The 21523-nt window shown below is 45.4% G+C and carries 19 protein-coding genes; 18 read left to right on the forward strand and 1 reads right to left on the reverse strand.

Features of this window, described 5'->3' with window-relative positions:
• The first annotated feature begins 169 nt into the window (after positions 1–169).
• The 14 genes from BLQ13_RS02680 (at position 170) to BLQ13_RS02745 (ending at position 16379) form a co-directional block, all read left to right on the forward strand.
• On the forward strand, positions 170–2299 hold the full coding sequence (locus tag BLQ13_RS02680; protein WP_090915768.1) for a serine hydrolase domain-containing protein: 2130 nt from the start codon (positions 170–172) through the stop codon (positions 2297–2299).
• Positions 2300–2473: 174 nt separating this feature from the next.
• Positions 2474–4192 (forward strand): ABC transporter ATP-binding protein, encoded by a 1719-nt coding sequence (locus tag BLQ13_RS02685; RefSeq protein ID WP_090915769.1) that lies wholly within the window; start codon positions 2474–2476, stop codon positions 4190–4192.
• A 177-nt stretch (positions 4193–4369) separates the two neighbouring features.
• Complete coding sequence (locus BLQ13_RS02690; RefSeq protein ID WP_167375624.1) at positions 4370–4831, forward strand: MarR family winged helix-turn-helix transcriptional regulator; 462 nt, start codon at positions 4370–4372, stop codon at positions 4829–4831.
• Complete coding sequence (locus BLQ13_RS02695; RefSeq protein WP_090915770.1) at positions 4828–5931, forward strand: threonine aldolase family protein; 1104 nt, start codon at positions 4828–4830, stop codon at positions 5929–5931. The genes BLQ13_RS02690 and BLQ13_RS02695 overlap by 4 nt, the downstream gene beginning before the upstream one ends.
• 849 nt (positions 5932–6780) lie before the next feature.
• Complete coding sequence (locus tag BLQ13_RS02700) at positions 6781–7590, forward strand: class I SAM-dependent methyltransferase (RefSeq protein ID WP_244159191.1); 810 nt, start codon at positions 6781–6783, stop codon at positions 7588–7590.
• Between the two features lie 54 nt (positions 7591–7644).
• Positions 7645–8274 (forward strand): pentapeptide repeat-containing protein, encoded by a 630-nt coding sequence (locus BLQ13_RS02705; protein ID WP_090915771.1) that lies wholly within the window; start codon positions 7645–7647, stop codon positions 8272–8274.
• Between the two features lie 105 nt (positions 8275–8379).
• Positions 8380–9927 carry a DEAD/DEAH box helicase gene (locus BLQ13_RS02710; protein ID WP_090915772.1) on the forward strand — a complete coding sequence of 516 codons (1548 nt, stop codon included), beginning with the start codon at positions 8380–8382 and terminating at the stop codon, positions 9925–9927.
• A gap of 106 nt (positions 9928–10033) precedes the next feature.
• Positions 10034–10387 carry an MmcQ/YjbR family DNA-binding protein gene (locus tag BLQ13_RS02715; protein ID WP_090916471.1) on the forward strand — a complete coding sequence of 118 codons (354 nt, stop codon included), beginning with the start codon at positions 10034–10036 and terminating at the stop codon, positions 10385–10387.
• A 68-nt stretch (positions 10388–10455) separates the two neighbouring features.
• Positions 10456–11358, forward strand: a complete 903-nt coding sequence (locus tag BLQ13_RS02720) for an alpha/beta hydrolase (RefSeq protein WP_090915773.1) — start codon at positions 10456–10458, stop codon at positions 11356–11358.
• Positions 11359–11542: 184 nt separating this feature from the next.
• On the forward strand, positions 11543–12700 hold the full coding sequence (locus BLQ13_RS02725) for a type III polyketide synthase (RefSeq protein WP_090915774.1): 1158 nt from the start codon (positions 11543–11545) through the stop codon (positions 12698–12700).
• Positions 12687–13415 (forward strand): SAM-dependent methyltransferase, encoded by a 729-nt coding sequence (locus BLQ13_RS02730; RefSeq protein ID WP_090915775.1) that lies wholly within the window; start codon positions 12687–12689, stop codon positions 13413–13415. Before BLQ13_RS02725 ends, BLQ13_RS02730 begins: the two co-directional genes overlap by 14 nt.
• A complete protein-coding gene (locus BLQ13_RS02735) occupies positions 13412–14551 on the forward strand; it encodes an NAD(P)/FAD-dependent oxidoreductase (RefSeq protein ID WP_090915776.1) in 1140 nt (379 codons plus the stop codon). The genes BLQ13_RS02730 and BLQ13_RS02735 overlap by 4 nt, the downstream gene beginning before the upstream one ends.
• A 178-nt stretch (positions 14552–14729) precedes the next feature.
• Positions 14730–15917, forward strand: coding sequence for an aminotransferase-like domain-containing protein (locus BLQ13_RS02740; protein ID WP_090915777.1), 1188 nt, complete (start codon positions 14730–14732; stop codon positions 15915–15917).
• 102 nt (positions 15918–16019) lie between these two features.
• Positions 16020–16379, forward strand: a complete 360-nt coding sequence (locus BLQ13_RS02745) for a TetR/AcrR family transcriptional regulator (protein ID WP_244159192.1) — start codon at positions 16020–16022, stop codon at positions 16377–16379.
• A 157-nt stretch (positions 16380–16536) separates the two neighbouring features.
• On the opposite strand, the gene BLQ13_RS02750 is transcribed toward BLQ13_RS02745, so the two are convergent.
• On the reverse strand, positions 16537–16962 hold the full coding sequence (locus tag BLQ13_RS02750) for a MaoC family dehydratase (protein ID WP_090915778.1): 426 nt from the start codon (positions 16960–16962) through the stop codon (positions 16537–16539).
• Between the two features lie 196 nt (positions 16963–17158).
• Here BLQ13_RS02750 and BLQ13_RS02755 point away from each other — a divergent pair, with 196 nt between their 5' ends.
• The 4 genes from BLQ13_RS02755 (at position 17159) to BLQ13_RS02770 (ending at position 21415) form a co-directional block, all read left to right on the forward strand.
• Entirely contained in the window at positions 17159–18034 is an 876-nt protein-coding gene (locus tag BLQ13_RS02755) for an AraC family transcriptional regulator (protein ID WP_090915779.1), read from the forward strand.
• Between the two features lie 86 nt (positions 18035–18120).
• Positions 18121–19398, forward strand: a complete 1278-nt coding sequence (locus BLQ13_RS02760) for an ABC transporter substrate-binding protein (RefSeq protein ID WP_090915780.1) — start codon at positions 18121–18123, stop codon at positions 19396–19398.
• A 229-nt stretch (positions 19399–19627) separates the two neighbouring features.
• Positions 19628–20518, forward strand: a complete 891-nt coding sequence (locus tag BLQ13_RS02765; protein WP_090915781.1) for a carbohydrate ABC transporter permease — start codon at positions 19628–19630, stop codon at positions 20516–20518.
• Positions 20519–20533: 15 nt separating this feature from the next.
• A complete protein-coding gene (locus BLQ13_RS02770; protein WP_090915782.1) occupies positions 20534–21415 on the forward strand; it encodes a carbohydrate ABC transporter permease in 882 nt (293 codons plus the stop codon).
• The last annotated feature ends 108 nt before the right edge of the window (positions 21416–21523 follow it).

Raw genomic sequence — 21523 nt, forward strand, 5'->3', positions numbered from 1 at the left:
CCATTCTACCTTTGCTACGTTCATGTACAAGTTCGCTTGTATGTGACGTAGCTTTTTTGGTTTGTTCATGTTCCGTTCATATAGACTTCATGAAGAGTACATCTGAATCAATTAAGCTTGTTTCATATCGAGAGGTGAAGGTCTGACCACAGAACAGGAGGAGATGTGAATGATAACCCAAGATATCAAGATCAACAAGGGCATGATCAAAAAAATAGTTAAGAAACGGACTTCAATTGTTGCGTTGAGTCTGGTGATAATCATGTTAACACCAGGTACTATTATGGCTGCACCTTCTGTCACTAAGAGCAATGACCTGATGTATGAGACTACCAAGAAAACAGTGGTGGAGAAGGCTAGCCTACTTACCGAAACATACGGGGTAACCAGTGTGCAATATGCACTGATGGATCAAGGAGAGATTGTTGTTTCCGGGCAGACAGGCAAAAATGACTCAAAAGGGGAAGTTCCACTCACCTCCGATACCATCTACGGCATAGGGTCGACTAGTAAAATGTTTCTGACAGCTTCTGTAATGAAGCTGGTTGATGAAGGCAAGGTCAATCTGGATAAACCAGTGACGAGTTATATTCCAGAATTTAAGATGGAAGATCAACGTTATAAACAGATTACACCACGCATGTTATTAAATCACTCGGCAGGTCTTTTGGGCACTTCAAGCCACAATGCAACCCTGTACGGGGATAATGATACGCTCTCACATGATACGTTCTTGGATCAACTAGCAACGCAGCATCTAAAGGCAGAGCCAGGTGCATATTCGGTATATTCTAACGATGCGTTTACATTAGCTGAACTTCTGGTTGAGAGAGTCAGTGGGTTGAGCTTTACGGCATATATACACAAACATTTTACAGAGCCCTTGAAAATGGAGCATACGAAAACACCACAGGATGTGGTTAACCCGGCAAATATGGCGGGAATCTATTCACCGCTATATAAAGGTCAGCTCCCTCAAGAGAATTATAATATCATCGCTACCGGAGGCATATATTCCACCGCTAAGGATCTTGTGAAATTTTCGCAAATTTTCACAGGTGAGGTTGAAGGTATTCTTTCTAGTGAATCAGTACATGCCATGGAGCAAAAAGAATACGAGAGAGGCATGTGGCCAGAAGAGAGTGATTCCTCTATCTCTTATGGATTAGGGTGGGATAGTGTGAACTTGTTCCCATTCAATGATTATGGCATCAAGGCGGTTACAAAAGGTGGAGATACGGTGTCATTCCATTCATCCCTCATCGTGCTTCCAGAGCATAATCTGGCTGCAGCCGTTACTTCTTCAGGAGGTTCGAGCGCAATTGACCAATTGATAGCGAGCGAACTGTTACTTAGCGCACTCGAGACTAAAGGCATCATTCAAGAACGCATACCTGAAAAGTCGTTTGGCATGCCTGTAAAGGCGGATATGCCAAAAGAGATGTCTGAGTATGCGGGAATCTATGGTGGCAACACTTCGGTTATGAAGGTGGATGTAGGTTCTACTGGAGAACTGTCGATAACTCCCCAAATGGTTCCGAATAGTCCTGCGGATCAATATATCTATACGTCGGATGGAACGTTTGTTAATAAGGAAGGCACAAAAAAATTAAAATTTGTTAAAGAGTCAAATGGTCATATCTACTTGTGGTCTCGATCCTATCTGTCCATACCTGGCTTAGGGCAACTTGCTTTCTCGGAATATACGGCACAAAAGCTCGAAAACAATGAATTGCCTAAGGATATTCAGGCGGCATGGGATCAGCGTGATGGGCAGCGGTATTATTTGATGAATGAAAAATATACCTCCACGGCATATCTCCATTCTTCAGCAATCATTCCATTGGATACAGGGAATGGCGTTCCCGGGTATATGATCAACCACAAAATTGTTGGAGCCGACCATGCGGTGAACCAACTCCAGATTCCCGGCATGGCTGGTAGGGATGCGAGGGATATCTACTTTTCCAGTAAAAATGGTATAGAGTATATTCATTTTACAGGCTATGAATACGCCAGTGAAGAGATTGTCCAGACACTTTACAGTGGCAAGCAATCTAAGATAACGATCCAGCCAGAAGGTTATAACAGATGGTTCTCCGTGCCGTCAGCTGCCGTAGGTCAGGTTATGACAGTAAAGATGCCTGCAAATGCCGCCTTTGCTGTATATGATCAGACAGGAGTTTGTGTGAATCATACAGTGGTTAGTGGCAAGAATGAGGTTGTTCTACCTGAAAACGGGCGTATTGTATTCGCGGGTGAGACAGGTTCTCGATTTGAAGTTTCATTGAAAAAATAGAAAGTGTATTCGCACGTATTTACAGAATCAACATGTAAAAAGTCTTCTCTATGATATGGGGGAGGCTTTTTAGCTATCGATCAACGAGAATAGGTTTACATGTTTTGGAAGACTGTATAGAATGGTATACACTGTATAACCGAATATGAATGTGGAGAGTGAGTGTGAATCGAAATGCTTCGTCGTTTTTTTTCGTATTACCGACCGTATAAAAAACTGTTTTTGATCGATTTTGGCTGTGCTGTATTTGCGGGTTTGCTGGAGCTGGCATTTCCGCTTGCGGTTAGTAAATTTATCAATGAACTGCTACCAGGCCAAGACTGGCCGCTGATTTTACTGGCGTGTATCGTGCTGTTATCGATCTATGCACTCAATACGGTATTGAACTACGTTGTTACATACTGGGGGCATATGCTGGGCATCAACATCGAAACGAATATGCGGGAGAAAATGTTCGCTCACCTGCAGAAGCTTTCGTTCCGGTTCTTTGATAATCGCAAAACCGGGCATCTGATCGGTCATCTCACGAATGACCTCAATGATATTGGCGAAGTGGCTCACCACGGACCAGAAGATGTGTTTATCGCCGTGATGACGCTGATTGGTTCATTCTGGCTGATGGCCAATATTAACCTGGAACTGGCTTTGCTGACATTTATCATCATTCCGATTATGGCATGGGTGATTATCGTATTCGGCGGTCGGATGACCAAAACGTACCGGAGACTCTTCGGTGACGTCGGTAACTTCAATGCACGTATTGAAGACAACGTAGGCGGGATGCGTGTCGTTCAGTCTTTTGCCAATGAAGATCATGAGAAAAAGCTGTTCGCTGAAGATAATGCTAATTTCCGTCTAACCAAATTGCTCGCGTACAAAACGATGGCGAAAAGCATCTCGGTCAGTTATATGATGATGCGTCTGGTGACCGTGTTTGTGATGATCAGCGGAGCGTGGTTTTACATCGATGGCAGAATCAACATGGGCGATTTCATGGCGTTCCTGCTCTTGTCGAATATTTTCTTCCGCCCGATTGAGAAGATTAATGCCGTGATTGAGAGTTACCCGAAGGGGATCGCGGGGTTCAAACGTTATTTGGAGATCATCGACACCGAGCCTGAGATTGCGGATCGCAAAGAGGCGGTCGAATTGCGTGAGGTGAAGGGAGAGATCCGCTTCGAAAATGTGTCGTTTGGTTATGAATCCAGTCGGCGTATCTTGAATCAGATTAGCTTGTCGGTTCGTCCCGGGGAAACCGTTGCCTTCGTCGGGCCTTCTGGTGCAGGTAAAACGACGATCTGTAGCTTGCTTCCACGCTTTTATGAGGTAGAAGAAGGCCGAATTACGGTTGATGGGACGGATATTCGAGACATTAAGTTGCAATCTCTACGTAAACAGATCGGGATCGTGCAGCAGGATGTATTTCTGTTCTCGGGTACGATCAAGGAAAATATCGCATATGGCGATCTGACCGCAACCGAGGATCAGATCTGGGAGGCGGCTCGCCGTGCTTCACTGGAAGAACTGATTCTGAGCTTGCCTGACGGCATGGACACAATTATTGGAGAGCGTGGAGTCAAGCTATCTGGAGGGCAAAAACAACGTTTGTCCATCGCCCGCATGTTCCTCAAAAATCCGCCGATTCTAATTTTGGATGAAGCGACATCCGCCCTGGATACGGAAACAGAAGCACTCATTCAGCAATCTCTTGCCGAATTGTCGGTAGGTAGAACAACGTTGGTGATTGCTCACCGACTAACCACGATCAAAAATGCAGATCGCATTATTGTGGTGAACACCGATGGCATCGCTGAACAAGGCAATCACGAAGAGCTGGTTGCTGCCGGAGGCATCTACAGCCGCCTGCATCAAGTTCAACACAATCACTCTTAGGCTGGTGTCTCACCAAGTTCTTTAAATTGTTTAAAGTTGCCGCGCAATGCGCGGCTTTTTTGTGTTCTTATAGAGATCCGATGTATGGAGATGTTGAACTGGAAGAATAATGTTGACAATGTCCACAATCCTGATTAATATAATGTTGACAATGTCCACAAAAAGGGAGGTTTCGTAATGAGCTCTCAACATATTCAACCGGAAGTTCTGGCAGACATGCGGCGATTTAACCGTTTTTATACCAATATTCTCGGGGTACTTGATAAACATATTCTCGGGACGGGATATTCTTTTGCCGAAGTACGGGTCATTATTGAGATCGGCATGCGTGGCGAAAGCATTGCGAACAATCTGGTAGACACCCTCACCATTGATCGCAGCTACATGAGCCGCATCGTGAACAAGCTGACAAAGGAAGGACTGCTCATTAAAGTGGATTCCACAGAAGACAGCCGGGTTAGCCTCATTCGGCTGACGGAAAAAGGGCAGGTGCTGTTTGCTGAACTGAATGACCGATCCGATCAGCAGATTATGAAATTAATGCAAAATTTAAACGAAGAAGAGATTCAAGAGGTATATGCCTCTATGATGAACATCCAAGAGAAGCTGAACAAGAAGGCAGGAGAGAGAGCACGATGATACGATTTGAATGTGATTATAACGAAGGTGCGCACGAACGCATTTTGCAGCGATTAATGGAAACCAATATGGAGCAAACGAGTGGTTACGGCACAGATGATCATTGTGAGCGTGCGCGTGTGCTGATCCGGCAGGCCTGCGGTCAAGAAGAGGCAGATGTACATTTTCTCGTCGGAGGTACACAGACCAACACAACGGTAATTGCATCTATTCTTCGTCCACATCAAGGCGTCATTGCCGCGGTATCTGGCCATATTGCTGTTCATGAGACAGGTGCGATCGAGGCGACAGGACACAAGGTGCTGACGGTTCCAAGTCCGGACGGCAAAATTACGGCTGCGCAAGTGAAAGCTGCCTATGATGCACATGCACAGGAATTGTCACCAGAGCACAGTGTGCAACCGGGCATGGTATACATATCCCAACCGACCGAGTATGGCACAATGTATAGCAAAGCTGAACTTGAAGCGCTGTATGCAGTAAGCAAGGCGTGTGGTCTGCCATTTTTTGTGGATGGAGCACGTCTCGGTTATGCTCTTGCATCCAAAGATTGTGATATGACGATGGCCGATCTTGCTCGACTCTGCGATGTATTTTATATTGGCGGAACCAAAATTGGTGCATTGATGGGTGAGGCAATTGTTATTCTCAATGATGCGTTGAAACGCGATTTTCGTTATATTATCAAGCAAAAGGGTGGCTTATTAGCGAAAGGAAGACTGCTAGGTATTCAGTTTGAAACGTTGTTTGAAGATGGTCTGTATCTCGAAATTTCCCGTCATGCCGTAGATGTGGCTTTGAAAATTCATGATACCCTTAAGCAACATGGTGTGCAGTTCTTGTATGATTCTCCAACGAATCAGCAGTTCCCGATTTTGCCGGATTCCTTGTTGGCACAATTGAGCCAAGACTACACATTTACATTTTGGGAAAAGGTTGACCATTCCCGCAGTGCCGTTCGCTTCTGTACCAGTTGGGCCACTCGTCCAGAAAACGTAGAAGCACTAACGCGTGATATTGTATCACTGCTGCAGAAGGATAAAGATCCAGCTGAATTCACTGAAGCGGTTGCGGTGTTAGAGACAGCGGCAATGGTATAAGGGAATTGGTGTAATTGACTGCATCAATAACATCGTAGATCGAGTTGCGAGGTGCCCCAATAAGCAGAGAAACGAGGCAATCGTAAAAAGGTGATGTACTACAGCTGGACTGTGCTTGAACTGAATTTGAATTGCATCGGGACTGACTTATTTGAACGGCAGTTGGATTACGATAGAACAGCTCTAGAAGTGCTCTAAATACGCTTTAGAACTGCAGTTGAATGAAGTGGGTTATCCGAATAAAAATATGCTGTCTCTAAATTAGAGCACCTTTATGAAAGGTATGAAAGAGAGCTGAGTGAGGGTTCAAACGCTAACGATCATGACAGAGCTTATTCGGGGCATTTTAGCGAAGAAATTTTTCTAACGATCACCACAGACGTTATTTTACTCATGATCGCGTTTGTTCAGACTAAAATGCTGGTTTATTATAAAATAAGGCTCCTGGTGATCGTTAGAATTTTATATTGCCTGATTTGAGCCAAATAGCGTTTCTCGTGATCGTTAGAAATTTCCAACTCGCCAGGAATAGTCTACTGTTTTCATCATTTAGCGCCCACTATGCAAACATCTAGGACAGAAAACAAATTGTAGGGATGAGATGTGACTGAGATAGAATTTAAGAGTGTCTAACAGGTGAGATGTGACCTGTAGGGCACTTCTTTTTTAATTTTATATGTAAATGATCCAATCTGGATTTGCTAGTCTAGCAGGGGAGAGAATGTGTTAGGCCTCAGTTGTTAGACATTAGGTTGTTAAATCTTAGTTGGTAGATTAGATTGACAGCATTGTCTGATTGATTTAAGCTATTGTAGACACTTTATGTCTCTAATATGAAGGAGAGATGTTATGAAACCGGAAGAGAACTCCTTTTCAACGAATACTTCAATGCGTGGGAATCAGTCTGCTTTTTCTATAAATGAATCAACTCAAGCGATCCAAGCTCTACAAGCGATGCTTCCTATGCAATCCATGCCTCTCCTAACGATGTTACATCCATCTCCAGGAGAACGGATTCTGGATTTGGGATGTGGGAATGGCATACTGACAGCTAAAATTGCGGCAACCGGAGCGATCACCACCGGAATTGATTTTTCGAAAGAGAGTATTGCGCAGGCTATGGAGAAACATCCCGGACTGGATTTTCAGATCGCAGACGCTGCTCATTATCGGACAAAGGAACGTTATTACGCTGTATTTTCTCATGCTGCATTTCACTGGATGGCTGATGCTCCAGCTGCCTTGAAAACCGTGCAATTAGCGTTAAAGAGAGGAGGACGTCTTGTTACTGAGTTTGCAGGAAGCGGTAATACGGCGATCCTTCTTCATGCGGTTCGGGACGAGTTGCTCACAAGAGGATACACATGGAAAGGGCGGAATCCGTGGTATCACCCTACTGTGGGGGAATTTTCAAGCTTACTGGAGCAACATGGATTCCGAGTGTTATTTATACAACATAATGACACGATGAGGCCGCTGAAACAAGGAGTCCGTCAATGGCTGAGCAGCTTTGCATCGTATCTGTTCCATGATATTGAAGCAGCGGAGCAGGAGATGATTATGGGGATCGTCGAAAAGAAAGTAGAACCGTTGCTTTATCATGATGGGCAGTGGAATCTGGATATCGCCAGATTGCGAGTTGTCGCTGTAAAAGGTTAACGAACGAGAATAGCCCGGCTGGCATAAACCACACAAAAATCCGAGGAGGCTCGCATGAAAATAGAGAAACCCAAGCTGACCTTGCAGTTGCTTGAATCTGAACCGACCTATACTTTGGATTCGAAGACAGAGTACAAGGATAAACTGTTCGAACATATGACACTGGACATGCTGGAGGTGAGCAAAGCATCATTCGAGAACGTGGTGTTCCGGCATGTAACCATTCTGGAGTCATCACTTGAACATTGTGAGTTTACGGATGTGCGGTTCGAGCACTGCGACTTTTCCAATGTGAATCTGCAAAATACGTTTATGTATCGCACGGAGTGGGCCAATTGCAAACTGGTCGGCACGGACTTTTCCGGTAGCAGGTGGCAGAACGTTAGCATTCTGCAGAGTATATGTGACTATAGCAATTTCCGTTTTACCCATCTTAAACAAGTGGAGTACCTCGAATGTAGTATGATCGGTGCAGACTTTGCCTATCTGAAATTACAAAAGATCGCATTCGGTGCATGTAGACTGGATCAGGTGACGTTTACCGGAACACCAATGAAAGGATTGGACCTGAGTGATAGTGAATTTGATGCCCTTTTCCTTACGCTAGAGGATCTGGCCGGGTGCGCAATCGCACCGCATCAAGCAGCAACGTTTGCCGGATTAATGGGACTGATCATCAAATAACGTTCAAAAAGATATACAGAATCGTGATTTAGTGTTATCCTTAACTGTTACGTGTGACATAAAGATTCGTTTTATGTAGAGATGTGCGTAGATGAAGGAGATAACATGACATTTCAGGAATTAAATATTATCCCTCCGATTTTGGAAGGATTGAAAAAAGCAAATTACAGTAAACCTACTCCGATTCAGGAGCAATCCATACCTGCCGTGCTTGCGGGCAGAGATTTACTTGGTTGTGCGCAGACGGGAACAGGTAAGACAGCGGCATTTTCGGTGCCCATTATCCAGTTGTTGAGTCAAGGCAGCAAGCAGAAACAAGGGTCTCCCGGTAAACAGTCAGATCAAAAAGTAAGATCCGTCCGCGCGATTCGCTCACTGATCTTGTCCCCAACAAGGGAGCTAGCCATTCAAATATCCGATAATATTAAAATGTACAGCAGATACACCGACATTCGCTCTGTGGCAATTGTCGGGGGCGTATCTCAAAGAGTACAAGAACGCGCGTTGCAACAAGGAGCAGACATCATCATTGCTACACCTGGACGCCTGATGGATCTGGTGAATCAGAAGCAGATTGATCTGAGCAAAGTAGAGATTCTTGTACTCGATGAAGCTGACCGTATGCTCGATATGGGTTTTATTCACGATGTGAAGCGCATCATCGCCAAGATGCCGAACAAAAAACAGACTTTATTCTTCTCAGCAACCATGCCGCCAGAGATTGTGAAGATGGTGCAAACACTATTGGTGAACCCTGTGAAAGTGGAGATTACCCCGGTATCATCAACGGTAGATCGTATTCAACAGTCTGTATATTTGCTGGAGCAAGGCAAGAAACAGAACATGTTAAATCATATTTTGCAAGATAAATCGATTGCTACTGCACTGGTATTCACTCGGACCAAACGCGGAGCAGATCGGGTCACGCGAGATTTGGCCAAAATTAATGTAACGGCGCAAGCGATTCACGGCAACAAGTCACAGAACGAACGCCAACGGGCGCTGAATAATTTTAAAAGTGGTGTAACTCGTGTGTTGGTCGCAACTGATATTGCCGCGAGAGGTATCGACGTGGAGGAGTTGACTCATGTCATCAACTTCAATCTGCCGAACATCCCTGAGACGTATGTCCACCGTATTGGACGGACAGGCCGAGCTGGGAAAAGCGGGATGGCGATCTCGTTCTGTGAGAAGGATGAACTTCCTTTCCTGAAAGACATTGAGAAAGTTATCAAAAAATCGATTCCCGAAGTGAAGGATCATCCTTACCCGATGACGAACATGCCTGTGTTTGTACCAATGAATCAAACGAATCAAGGTAAACGGACAAAACCAAGTTCCAGAACAGCGGATAGTAGATCTGGATTTAATCGCGCTACTGCGGATAAACCGGCGAAATCCAAAGCCAATCCGGCGCGAAAGCCAAAGTCCGAATGGTTTACCAAACGAGACAAAGCAGCATCCGGCGGTAGAAGCGAAGAGCGTAGCTCGAATGGTTCACGTTCCGGACGTAGCGACAACCCTCAAGCCAAAGTTAAGGGTGCATCGTCATCTGAGAGAGTGCGTAAAGCAGATCATAGTCAAACTGGTAGCCGTTCTACGTATCAGAGCCAACAGCGTCGTAGTAAAACGCGCAATGATAAAGTTAATTAACATACTAGGAACGAAGCCTTCTCCGATCTATTGGAGGAGGTTTTCTTTGTGTAAGGCTTCGATTAAAATGGAAGATAAACGAGTTCAGTTTAGAGGGGGAAATGTTGTGACTAATAGTATTATAAATTATTGTCTTGGCAAAAAAGGTGCTGTGAAGGAATTTCCATTCGGGCCTGAAGCGGCAGTGATTAAGGTAGCCGATAAAATGTTTGCACTTCTGTTTGAAGGCAATGGAGAGAACAGTCGTTTGAATCTGAAATGTGATCCGATCATTGCGGAGAACCTGAGAGAGCAGCATGAGGCTGTTATTCCCGGTTACCACATGAATAAAAAGCACTGGAATACCGTTAAACTGGATGGTTCCCTACCGAATGAGGACATATATGCCATGATTGATCACTCCTATGACTTGATCGTGCAGAAGCTTCCAAAGAGGATTCAGGAGACACTGAGCGAATAGATTTAATGAGACCAGATGCGGTTGTAGCAGTTTTCGGAATACACAAAGATGATGAGGAGTGGATGTGAATGGATCAACAGCATCAGATCGCCATGGTTCAACAAATGCGTCAGCAAAGCTCGGGAAATGATCAGAGTCTCAAACCAAGTCTTACATATGATGTTACTGTAAAAGAATACACGATTCCTACCTCCGCCGGAGAAACCCGGGTGTTGGTGTATGTGCCGAACCGAAAGAAGAACGAACAAGCCGTAACTTGGCCCGTGTTCTTTAACATGCATGGAGGCGGCTTTGTGCTGGGTCAGGCTGACGGGGACGACCCTTGGTGTCGTTTGATTGCAGATCGTGCAGCATGCCTCGTCGTAAACATCGATTATAAGTTAGCACCTGAACACAAATTTCCCACGGCTGTCCATGAGTGTTATGACGTCGTGAAATGGATGCATTCCAATGCAGATCAGTTCTCCGCTAATGCAGCTATGTTTGCTATTGGTGGTCATAGTGCGGGAGGCAATCTGGCAGCATCGGTATGTTTGCTGAATAGGGAACGTGGGGGCGAATTACCAATACTGCTCCAAATTATTGATTATGCTGTGCTGGACGTGGCTACAGAACCCGGGGAGAAACCTGACTTTCCGGAAGCTATCCCAGCCCATGTGGCTAGAACGTTTAATGCAATGTATTTATCAAAACCAGAGGATGCTTCGAACCCCTTAGCTTCTCCGTTGCTTGCCGAATCACTCTCTAATTTGCCTGAGGCTCTGATTATTACTGCGGAGAGAGATTCTCTAGCTGAAGAAGCGCGTGCATATGCCGCGAAGCTGGAAGCAGACGGTGTAAAGGTGACCCACAAAGAGTACGCAGGGGCAGTGCACGGTTTTACACATCATGGCAATGTTGAAATGGCTGAAGATGCTTGGTATTTGATGAGTGACAAGTTGAGGAACGTTTTTAGCCGCGCAGAAGTTTGATATAGAACGATGACGTTGAAGCCGCCTATGGGCGGCTTTTTTGTGTGAAGTTATAAAGTTCGTCAAACGGGGCTTCTGAGTATGTCATCATCTTAATAAAATATATAATTGGGGATTACAACTTTTTCATAAAGGGTAAGAGGTGTTAATTGCAGGTAATCATAACCAAAATCAGGAGGTTCATATGAATCTAAATAATCCTTCGAGTGATATCGCCATTCTTGGCATGGGAACGGCTCTCCCTGTACACAAGGTAGCTCAGCCGTACATTGCGGAGCTTATCGCTTCTTCACTGCTTGATCGACCGGATTTGGCGAGGTTCGCCAAGCGTATTTTCAAATCTTGTGGTGTAGAGACACGGTATACCGTGGAGCCGAGTTATCTTGGCACATTGGAAGAATGCCGTTATATCCCCTTAGGTGAACAGACAGATATTCCAACGACAAGGGAACGCATGGATACATACCAGCGGGAGGCGCTCCCTCTGGCGATTAGGGCAACGCAAGAAGCGATGCAAGACGCACAGATCTCTCCCGAAGCGATAACTCACATAATAACGGTCAGCTGCACCGGGCAGTATCTGCCAGGACTTGATGTGCAATTAATCCAACACTTTGGACTTTCTGCTCGGGTGAACCGATTACCACTTATTTTCCAGGGCTGTGCAGCAGGATTAAAAGCAATCCAGATGGCTCGTGACGTCGTACAGGGTGCTCTAGGCTCGCAAGTGTTGGTTGTTTGCGTGGAATTATGCACGCTTCATTTCCAGCCGGTGCAAGATCGGGAGGCACTATTTGCTGCGTCGTTCTTTGGAGATGCCGCTTCTGCATCCATCGTGGGTACGCCAGAAGCGCAGCACAGAGACTACCTGAGTCTGGGAACCGGCTATTCGGTGTTGCTACCGGATTCGGCGGAGGACATGACGTGGAAAGTGGCCGATTACGGATATGATTTGCATCTGTCGCCACGCATTCCGAAGTTACTTGGCAATCATTTGCAAGAAGAACTGAGTCTTTTGCTGCAAAGTGAACAGCTCCCCGAACTATGGGCAATACATCCGGGCGGACGAGGAATCGTAGATTCTGTTCAGGAAGTGATGAATTTGAAGTCGGAGCAGACGAAGTACAGTCGGGATGTTTTGAGAGATTACGGCAACTTGTCTTCGAATACGATCTTGTTTGTACTGCAAGCGATGCGCATGGATATGAAAAAGCAGGAACAATCATCGACGGAAGGCGTAGCTATGGCTTTTGGTCCCGGACTTACTGCAGAATTAATGAAATTCACGTATGTTCCGGCGTTAACATCGGTCATGGAGGAGCAGGATCATGTCCTTCTTTAGAAGATTAAGCAGTCGTGCCAGAGAAGACGAACTGATGGATGACTTTTCGATGGGTGGAGAAGAACTGCGTGAAGCGTTGCGACATTTACGGCGGTTGAACAAAATATTTGCTGCTCCGGGTCCCACCGTGTCCGGTGTGGAGAAGTTATGGAAATCCGTCGGTAAGCCGGATAACCTAACACTGCTGGACGTTGGTGCGGGCTCAGGCGATGTGAATCAGAAGCTATTACATTGGGCGAAAAAACAAGGGATAGATATGCAAATTACGCTAGTGGATCTGACCGAAGAGGCTTGTGAAGAAGCAAGACAGTTGTTTCAGAGCGAGCCTCGTGTTCGAGTACAGCGTGCCGATCTAACAGCGTTGCCTGATGATTCAGCCGATATTGTTACAGGCTCACAGTTCATTCACCATTTCGAAGGAGAACAGCTTGTGGACATGGTTGGTCATATGCTTCGTGCTTCGAGATATGGCGTGGTTATCAACGATATTCACCGTCATCCGGTGTCTTATAAAGCGGTATGGATTACAACAAGACTTATCTCGCGTAACCGTTATATTCGTCATGACGGACCGTTGTCGGTAGCCAAGGGATTTACAGATCAGGATTGGCAGGAACTCAAGCAGCGGTTGAACCATGACACGATGACCTATGAGTGGAAACCGTTATTCCGATATTCTGTGGTGATTCCGCGAAAGGGAGGCCTCGTAACATGATGAAATCAACCGATGTAATCATTGTTGGAGCTGGCATTGCGGGCAGTAGTTGTGCGATCGAACTGGCCAGGCAAGGTCATCGAACGTTGTTACTCGATCGGCAACAGTTTCCCAGACATAAAACATGTGGGGAGTTCATGTCACCTGAAACAAAGGAGATGCTGGAGCGTCTTGGCATTCATCTGTTGAATCAGGAGAAGAGCCCCAGCAGTATGGATCATGCTCGAATTACGATGCCGGATGGTGGTGAGATTGAAGCACCTTTGCCTGGATTCGCCTATGGAATAAGCCGATATGAGCTGGATCAACTACTGCATCAGCAGGCATATACCGCCGGGGCCGAAATTTTAACGAAAGTGAATATTGCTTCGATCCGGCAACTTGAAAATCAGAGTTATGAAGTCGAGGTGAAGCAGGGCAATGAACGGAGATGTTATCAAGCCAAGGCGGTTATCGGGGCATATGGCAGCAAAAAGTTGAGAGGAACAAGTAGGAAAGAAGGAGTTCGGGACGAGACGATATATGTCGGTGTCAAATCTCATTACAAAGGTATTAACATACCGGCGAGGGTAGAATTATATTTTTGTGATGGTGGTTATGTGGGCATATCTCCGATTGAAAACGACACGGTTAATGTTGCCGCATTGTTAACACTTGATTCTGTACAGGGGAGCGGCAAGTCCGTAACAGAGATTTTGCAGGCAGCCGCGATGACGAATTCAAATCTGGCGGCTCGTTTAGCAGAAGGGGAGGCCATTCAGGGAACCCAAGTGTCTGTTGCGCCTTTGCAACTGTCTAATGTCCCGGAACCGTGGTCCGATTATCCGCATATTGGGGATACGATGATGGTCATTCCACCTCTGTGCGGAGACGGAATGTCCATTGCCCTTCGTTCCTCGATCGTATGCGCGCGGTGGACAGATGCATACCTTAAGGACGAAATCGACTATACCAGATGGCAAAGCGAGTATACTCTGGAAGCGAATCGGGAGTTCGCCCCATTGCTTCGAAGAGCCAGAATGATTCAGAATCTTGCCTTTGCAAAAACCAACCGCTTTTATCCTGCTCTAGCTCGAATGTTTCCTGGGCTTGCGACCTACGTTGTAAAAGCGACGAGACTGTCTGAGATGAAATAAGCTGCCGAGAGCAGCTTTTTGTCGTTACTACAGGTATTCGGAACAAGGATTCACAACATTTTGTATGAAAAAGGAGCAGGACTCTTTGGCAAATTGAAAAATGCTCGTATAATAGAGTCTAATGTATCATTAGAGCTAGAACTCAGATCGATTAGATGCCGAGAGGATGTTAGTAAAGATGAATTATACCTTTTCCAACCGGATTGCATCACTGCAACCGTCCATTATTCGTGAGATTTTGAAAGCTTCTTCAGGTCAAAATGTAATCCCATTCTCAGCGGGCAACCCTGCGCCAGAAACGTTCCCGATTGAAGCGATTCGTACCTTCACCCAGTCGATTCTGGAACAAGACCCGGTTACAGCGCTGCAATATGGCATTACGGAAGGATACGTACCGCTTCGTGCAGCACTCCAGCAACACCTGGAACAGAATTTCAACACAGGTAAGCCGTCCGACCAACTTTTTATCGTGTCAGGGGCACAACAGGGGATTGAGCTTGCGTGTAAAGTGCTGTGTAACGAAGGCGATACGATTATCTGCGAAAGTCCCAGCTTTATCGGTTCTCTGAATTCCTTCCGTGCTTCCGGTGCGAAGCTGGCAGGGGTTCCGATGGAGACGGACGGGATGGACATTGATAAACTGGAGCATGCGCTGCAAACCGAGCCGAATGTTAAGATGATCTATGTTATTCCTAGTTTCCAAAATCCTACAGGTGTAACCACCAGTCTGGAGAAGCGCCAAGCGATCTATGCACTGGCTAAGAAATATGGTGTTATGATTCTGGAGGATAATCCATACGGGGAGCTTCGATTTAAGGGTGAGGATGTGCCAACGATTAAGTCTATGGACGAAGACGGCTTGGTCATCTATGTCGGATCGTTCTCCAAAATTCTGTCGGCCGGACTGCGAGTAGGCTTTGTACAGGCTCCGCATGAAGTCGTGGAGAAGATGGTTGTAGCCAAGCAGGGAGAAGACGTACATACAGCGATGCTTCCGCAGATTCTGGCTCATCGTTTTATGACGGAGTATGATTATGCAGGGCATATCAATCTTATTCGTGATGTCTACCTCCGAAAGGCTACACTGATGATGGACAAGCTACAAGAGCATCTAGGCGATGCTGTGACCTATACTCGCCCAGATGGCGGACTATTCCTATGGTGTGATCTGCCTGCTCATGTACCGATGGTGGATTATGCCAAAACTGCTGCTGCGCAAGGTGTAGCTGTAGTACCAGGAAATGCGTTCCTCGTGAATGAGCAAGATCCGTGCAATGCCATTCGATTGAATTTCTCAACACCGTCAGACGAGCAAATTGCCAAAGGTGTGGAGATCCTTGGACAAGTGTTAAGGAACTCGTTCTAGTAAAAAAAAAATCATGACGAAGCCGCCCATGGGCGGCTTTTTGTATGATCAGATTAGCCAGTCGTTACTATACGGTTCGCATAACAAGGGGGAAAAGAGGCTGTGAGTCTGGTACAGCATTTCATAACCGAATATTTATCTGCACGACAGCAAACATTAAAATCTTGTTCAATGTTGACAGAAGTCCACGTGGCTACTATGGATGACTTATGTGCATTGACACAGATGAACAAAGGAAACTTATACCATCACTTTAAAAATAAAGAGGTACTGTTTCTCCAGCTGCTTACTCAGCATACTGAACAAATGTCACAAAAATGGCTTCGTTTGATGGAGCATACTTCGTCTCCCAGCGAACAGCTGCTTGAAATGGCTGATTTATTCGGAAGAGACTGTGAAAGTCCATTAATCCAGGCGCTTGAAGAGTCTTCCAGAACACTTTCTAGCGAATCCGTTAACTAAGCCAAATCTAAGCGGGGATGAATACGCGGCTCTGCATGTCAAAGCGGTTAAGTTGCTTTTAAAGGGAATTGCTATAGGTTGACCAGGGAGTCGTCACTATTCGGTTGTTTGTAGGGTACAAACATTTTACCGAGTAGACGACTCTTTTTTTAGCCTTTTAATTATCCACCAGTGCACTCAATTCTGCCCGAAATACATTCTGACCCTTTTGGTTATATGTACTGAGCAATACCGTCACCGTGCCATTCCCCGTTCTTCTCGGACGAAGTTCGGTGACTTCAGCGATAACGTGAAGTTCATCCCCTGGATAGACAGGTTTCAAAAATTGAATATGGTTCATACCAGTGCCAGCGATAATATGCTCACCGTACACGCCAACATCGATCCATAGTCGGAACGTGACATTCAGGGTCTGCATACCCGATGCAATCAGATCTCCGAAACGTCCTTTTTTTGCTTTGTCCTCATCCAGATGCATATATTGCGGATCGTAAAGTTCGGCAAAACGAATGATTTCCTCCCTCGTTAAGAGAACCGATCCGGTTTCGTAACGCTGTCCTAGTTTAAAATCGCTGAATTTCATGTTTGACCACTCCGATTTCATTGGATTTACTTAGCATATATTAACATGCTTATGTTCAATCTCCCTAACCATTGAGATCAGAAATTTGGATGTTTGGTCCTATTTTAGATAGAATATGAGAAACGGGGAAGTACATTCAGGCATAAGTATAGAAACATGAGGCAGATGTGTATGGAAAAAAGAGGAGGCAAATGACATGGGCGTACCTACTTTTCTCGAAACAGGTCACATGGCCGAAGGGTTTCCCATTCGGTTAATTTATACAGGTGCAGAATTCAATTATGCGGCACATTGGCATGATGAAGTGGAACTTGTTATCGTGACTGGAAAACATGCACGGATCGGTGTAAATGAGCAAATTTTTGAACTGAACCAAGGGGATATGGTTCTAATCAAGCCGGGGGACGTGCATTATTTTATGCCAGGCACCGGAAGGCTGACGATTTTGCTGTTTCGGCTTGAATTGTTAACCGGGAGCTTTACGAGTGAAGCGGAGATGCAAGAGCTGGGAACACTTTTGAATCAAACGTCCATCATTCCGTCGGGCAGTCAGTCCAACCCGGGTCCTTATATTGATGCGATTGCCGTGGAGAAAACAAATCAGAAACCCGGTTACCGCTGGATTATGGTATCTCGGTTATATGATCTAATCGTCTTGTTACTACGTACCACACCCCCGGCTTCACAAACGGATTCGTCGCCATGCTGGCCTTGCGTATCTTCCAAGAAGTTCGAGTTTCTCGAATCCGTATGCGAGTATTTGGAAGAGCACTATGCCGAGCCGATTAAGCTGGAGCAGGTGGCAGAACATATGAAGTTCAGTAAGTTCCATATCTGCAAACTATTCAAAGAAATCAAGGGCATCACGTTAATGGAATATTTGAATCATTTTCGCATTATTAAGTCGGAGTGGGCGCTTTTGTTTCGTCAGGAATCCATTTTGGAGATTGCGATCAGTCACGGATTCAACAATGTGAACTCCTATAATCGTCTTTTTAAAAAATACAATAACTGCACGCCGTCCGAATTTCGCAAACGTCATCGTTCCAATATCGCAAAATATCAAGGATGATTGACAATATTTGTGGAGAAAGGAACCGCTCAAATTCTTATACTCAAATAAATTGTAAGCGTTTCCTTTTCAGGGAGGGTACTTTTATGAAGAGATGGTTTAAGCGGTTTGTTGTACCGGTCACGCTGCTTGCAAGTTCAGTACTCTTGCTCGTCGGTTGTCAGACAGGTGCATCCAATCAAGCGAAGCAACAGGAGATTACGGTCTGGAGTTTTACGGATGAGGCAGGCTATGCGATTGAGAAATTCGAAGAGAAGTATCCAGATATCAAAGTGAATTTCGTTAATATTCCAGGCAACTTTTACCTGACCAAGCTCAAATCAGCACTTCAGACCAGTTCCAAAGCACCCGACGTGTTTATGATTGAAAATGCAAATATTCGGGAACTTATTGATGTACCATATTTAGAGAATTTATCAGCTGCACCATACAATGCAAACGAGTTAATTAAGGAGCAGTACCCTTTTGTTCAGGCTAATGAGCAGGATAGTGAGGGGAACGTTCGCGCCATTGGATATCAGGGTACACCTGGTGGCATCTATTATCGCCGTGATCTGGCGAAGGAATATCTGGGTACCGATGATCCAGAGAAAGTCAGCGCCCAGATTGATACATGGGAGAAGATTTTTGCTATCGGAGAAAAGGTACAAGAACAAAGTGGCAACAAGGTACATGCACTGGCGAACTGGAACGGGATAGCCAACTCGTACGGTGGCATTCCTTGGGTGAAAGATGGGAAGCTCGTCATTGATCCTACGTATATGAAGGTGCTTGATCTGGTGCGTGAGGCAAGGGAGCGCCGTGTACTTGGTGAGTACGAGGATGGAAGTGCAGGGTATGCAGCGTCCATGCAAAAAGGTGAAGTGATGTTCTATCCTGCGGCGACTTGGGGATTGCAGTTTACATTCAAAGCAAACGCACCCGATACCGAAGGGTTATGGGGTTTGGCACACGGGCCTTCGTCCTTCAGTTCAGGAGGGACTTACATCGCGATGTATAACAAGAGTGATCAGAAGGATGCCGCCTGGAAATTCATTGAATTTTACAACTTTAATCACGAATTTCTGACGGGACTTGCCAAGGAGCAGGATTACTTTACGAGTAACATGGTCGTGAATGACCAGCTTGCAGACTCGCTGACTTCAGCCTATCTGGGTGGACAAAAGCATTTTGAATTTTTCTCAGAGGCCGCCAAGCAGGTTCCGGTGTATGAACGCACTAAATATGACGGTATCATCAGCAATGATATCTATCGAAACTTGCTACAGTTGTATCTGAACGGCGATATTCAGACGAAGGAAGAAGTGGTAAAACGCATCAAACGTGACGTGCGTCTAAGGTTCCCAGAATTAGAGGTAGAGTAAGTTTACTACTCCAGAACCTAGGAAGTTAACTAAGTGTTTACACAAACAACGGAGAGGACAGAAGAAAGCTGGAAAAGCGAAGCGGTCGTTTTTATCACTGGATTTTCTCCTTTAAAAAGGGATCAGAAAAATCCGGGGATAACAGCGATTGAAAGACTCTTCTGTCATCGGAGTGCTTGTGTAACCATCGTAGTTCGCTTTAGGTCAATTATTGATTGGGGGACAGCGTATGTTTGCCAAAACAATTCGAAAAGACCATTACGGGTACTACTTTATCGCTCCTTTTTTTATCGTGTTTGCCATCTTTGGACTGTATCCGATTCTCTACTCGCTATATATCAGTTTCACGAATTTCGATGGGATCACCACGCCTGAGTTCGTCGGGATCGGTAACTATGTCGCGGTGCTTCAAGACCCGCTGTTCTACAAAACATTGTTTAATACACTCTTCATTTGGGGGGTATCGGTAGTACCACAACTGACGGTCTCCCTTGTACTTGCTTTTATTTTGAACGACAAGTTGTTAAAAGGACGGGATATTTTCCGGGCGGTATATTTCTTCCCTAACATCGTTACGGCTGCTTCGCTCGGTTTGCTTGTCAGTCTGATCTTTGATTGGCAGTCGGGTGGACTGAATCATTTTCTCGTGCAGACAGGGTTAATTCAAGACCCGATCAATTGGAAAGATGATCCTTGGTTTATGCGGCTGATCGTGTCATCCATTCTGTTCTTCCAGTACTTTGGTTATTCAATGGTCATCTATCTGGCTGGATTACAAGGGATAGATCCAGCGCTGCAAGAAGCTGCACAAATCGATGGTGCCAAGAAAAAACATATTTTCCTGCACATCATCGTGCCGATGCTCAAACCCATTATATTATTTCAGATTATTACCTCGATCATTGGGGGCATTCAGATTTTTGACCAGCCGTTTACGTTGACCAATGGTACAGGAGGGCCGGACCGTGCGGCAATGACCAGCATCATGTACCTATATAATGTAGCGTTCCAAAGTACACGTTTTGGTTATGGAGCTGCCATTGCATTTTGTCTGTTCATCATTATTATTCTGTTATCGGTTGCATCCTTCATCATGACCAAACGGAAGAGCCGTTCATAGGGAGGGAGAGATTGTATGCAAACTGCTAAAGTTGCCGCGCAGCGAGAGGCCGTAGTTCAACACCATGCGCTTCGTCAGCGGCTGACATTGGGGAAAATCCTCATTTATCTGTTTCTGATCGCCCTCGCTGTATTGTGTGTGATTCCGTTTTACCTGATGCTGATCTATTCTACACATAACAATGCGTCGATTGCTTCAAGCTTTACGTTTCTTCCGGGTGCGTTTCTGATAGACAATTATGTGAATATGGCTTCAAAAATCAACATTTGGCGTGGCTTTGCCAACAGTTTCTTTATCGCTGGCAGTTCTACAGTGTTGTCGCTGTATATCGGTGCTTTAACGGCTTATGGTTTTGCCAAGTTTAACTTCAAAGGACGCACCGGATTGTTTCTGTTTCTGCTCGCCACGATGATGGTTCCGGGTCAACTGGCGCTAATCGGGGTATACCGGTTGTTCAGTACACTTGGCCTGCTGGACAGTTATGCGGCGATTATTTTACCCGCGGCGGCGAATGCCTTTAACGTATTTTTCATCAAACAGTTTATGGAGAGCAGTATTCCGGATGAGATCATTGAGTCGTCAAGAGTAGACGGTGCGAATGAGTTCAGGACGTTTAATCAGATTGTACTGCCCATCCTTGGGCCAGCGATCTCGGCTCTGGGGATTTTCACCTTTATCGGATCATGGAATAACTTTCTGACACCACTCGTACTCTTTTTCTCCTTAGATAAGTATCCGCTACCCGTCTTGGTCGCTCTCGTTCAGGGCTACTACGGTATGGATTACGGATTGTTATATCTGGGAGTAGCGATTTCGATTTTGCCCATTATTGTTGTGTTCGCCGTATTTTCCAAGCAGATTATCGGAAGTGTTGCTTTGGGCGCTGTTAAAGGATAGCTATTGCATATAATCTGCGCAGTGTTAGTGAATGTTAGTTTAGAAGAGAGTCGCTCACGGAGCGGCTCTTTTCGTCGTTCGGATTGCATATTTCTGGTGAAGGAAGCA

It is taken from the genome of Paenibacillus polysaccharolyticus, from assembly GCF_900102085.1.
GTDB classification, from domain to species: domain Bacteria; phylum Bacillota; class Bacilli; order Paenibacillales; family Paenibacillaceae; genus Paenibacillus; species Paenibacillus polysaccharolyticus.

What these genes read in the sequence shown, in the direction of transcription:
- BLQ13_RS02725 (WP_090915774.1), top strand. Translation starts at nt 11,543, where the DNA reads ATGAATCTAAATAATCCTTCGAGTGATATCGCCATTCTTGGCATGGGA.
- BLQ13_RS02710 (WP_090915772.1), top strand. Translation starts at nt 8,380, where the DNA reads ATGACATTTCAGGAATTAAATATTATCCCTCCGATTTTGGAAGGATTG.
- BLQ13_RS02730 (WP_090915775.1), top strand. Translation starts at nt 12,687, where the DNA reads ATGTCCTTCTTTAGAAGATTAAGCAGTCGTGCCAGAGAAGACGAACTG.
- BLQ13_RS02755 (WP_090915779.1), top strand. Translation starts at nt 17,159, where the DNA reads ATGGGCGTACCTACTTTTCTCGAAACAGGTCACATGGCCGAAGGGTTT.
- BLQ13_RS02705 (WP_090915771.1), top strand. Translation starts at nt 7,645, where the DNA reads ATGAAAATAGAGAAACCCAAGCTGACCTTGCAGTTGCTTGAATCTGAA.
- BLQ13_RS02735 (WP_090915776.1), top strand. Translation starts at nt 13,412, where the DNA reads ATGATGAAATCAACCGATGTAATCATTGTTGGAGCTGGCATTGCGGGC.
- BLQ13_RS02690 (WP_167375624.1), top strand. Translation starts at nt 4,370, where the DNA reads ATGAGCTCTCAACATATTCAACCGGAAGTTCTGGCAGACATGCGGCGA.
- BLQ13_RS02720 (WP_090915773.1), top strand. Translation starts at nt 10,456, where the DNA reads ATGGATCAACAGCATCAGATCGCCATGGTTCAACAAATGCGTCAGCAA.
- BLQ13_RS02750 (WP_090915778.1), bottom strand. Translation starts at nt 16,962, where the DNA reads ATGAAATTCAGCGATTTTAAACTAGGACAGCGTTACGAAACCGGATCG.
- BLQ13_RS02770 (WP_090915782.1), top strand. Translation starts at nt 20,534, where the DNA reads ATGCAAACTGCTAAAGTTGCCGCGCAGCGAGAGGCCGTAGTTCAACAC.
- BLQ13_RS02695 (WP_090915770.1), top strand. Translation starts at nt 4,828, where the DNA reads ATGATACGATTTGAATGTGATTATAACGAAGGTGCGCACGAACGCATT.
- BLQ13_RS02760 (WP_090915780.1), top strand. Translation starts at nt 18,121, where the DNA reads ATGAAGAGATGGTTTAAGCGGTTTGTTGTACCGGTCACGCTGCTTGCA.
- BLQ13_RS02740 (WP_090915777.1), top strand. Translation starts at nt 14,730, where the DNA reads ATGAATTATACCTTTTCCAACCGGATTGCATCACTGCAACCGTCCATT.
- BLQ13_RS02680 (WP_090915768.1), top strand. Translation starts at nt 170, where the DNA reads ATGATAACCCAAGATATCAAGATCAACAAGGGCATGATCAAAAAAATA.
- BLQ13_RS02765 (WP_090915781.1), top strand. Translation starts at nt 19,628, where the DNA reads ATGTTTGCCAAAACAATTCGAAAAGACCATTACGGGTACTACTTTATC.
- BLQ13_RS02685 (WP_090915769.1), top strand. Translation starts at nt 2,474, where the DNA reads ATGCTTCGTCGTTTTTTTTCGTATTACCGACCGTATAAAAAACTGTTT.
- BLQ13_RS02700 (WP_244159191.1), top strand. Translation starts at nt 6,781, where the DNA reads ATGAAACCGGAAGAGAACTCCTTTTCAACGAATACTTCAATGCGTGGG.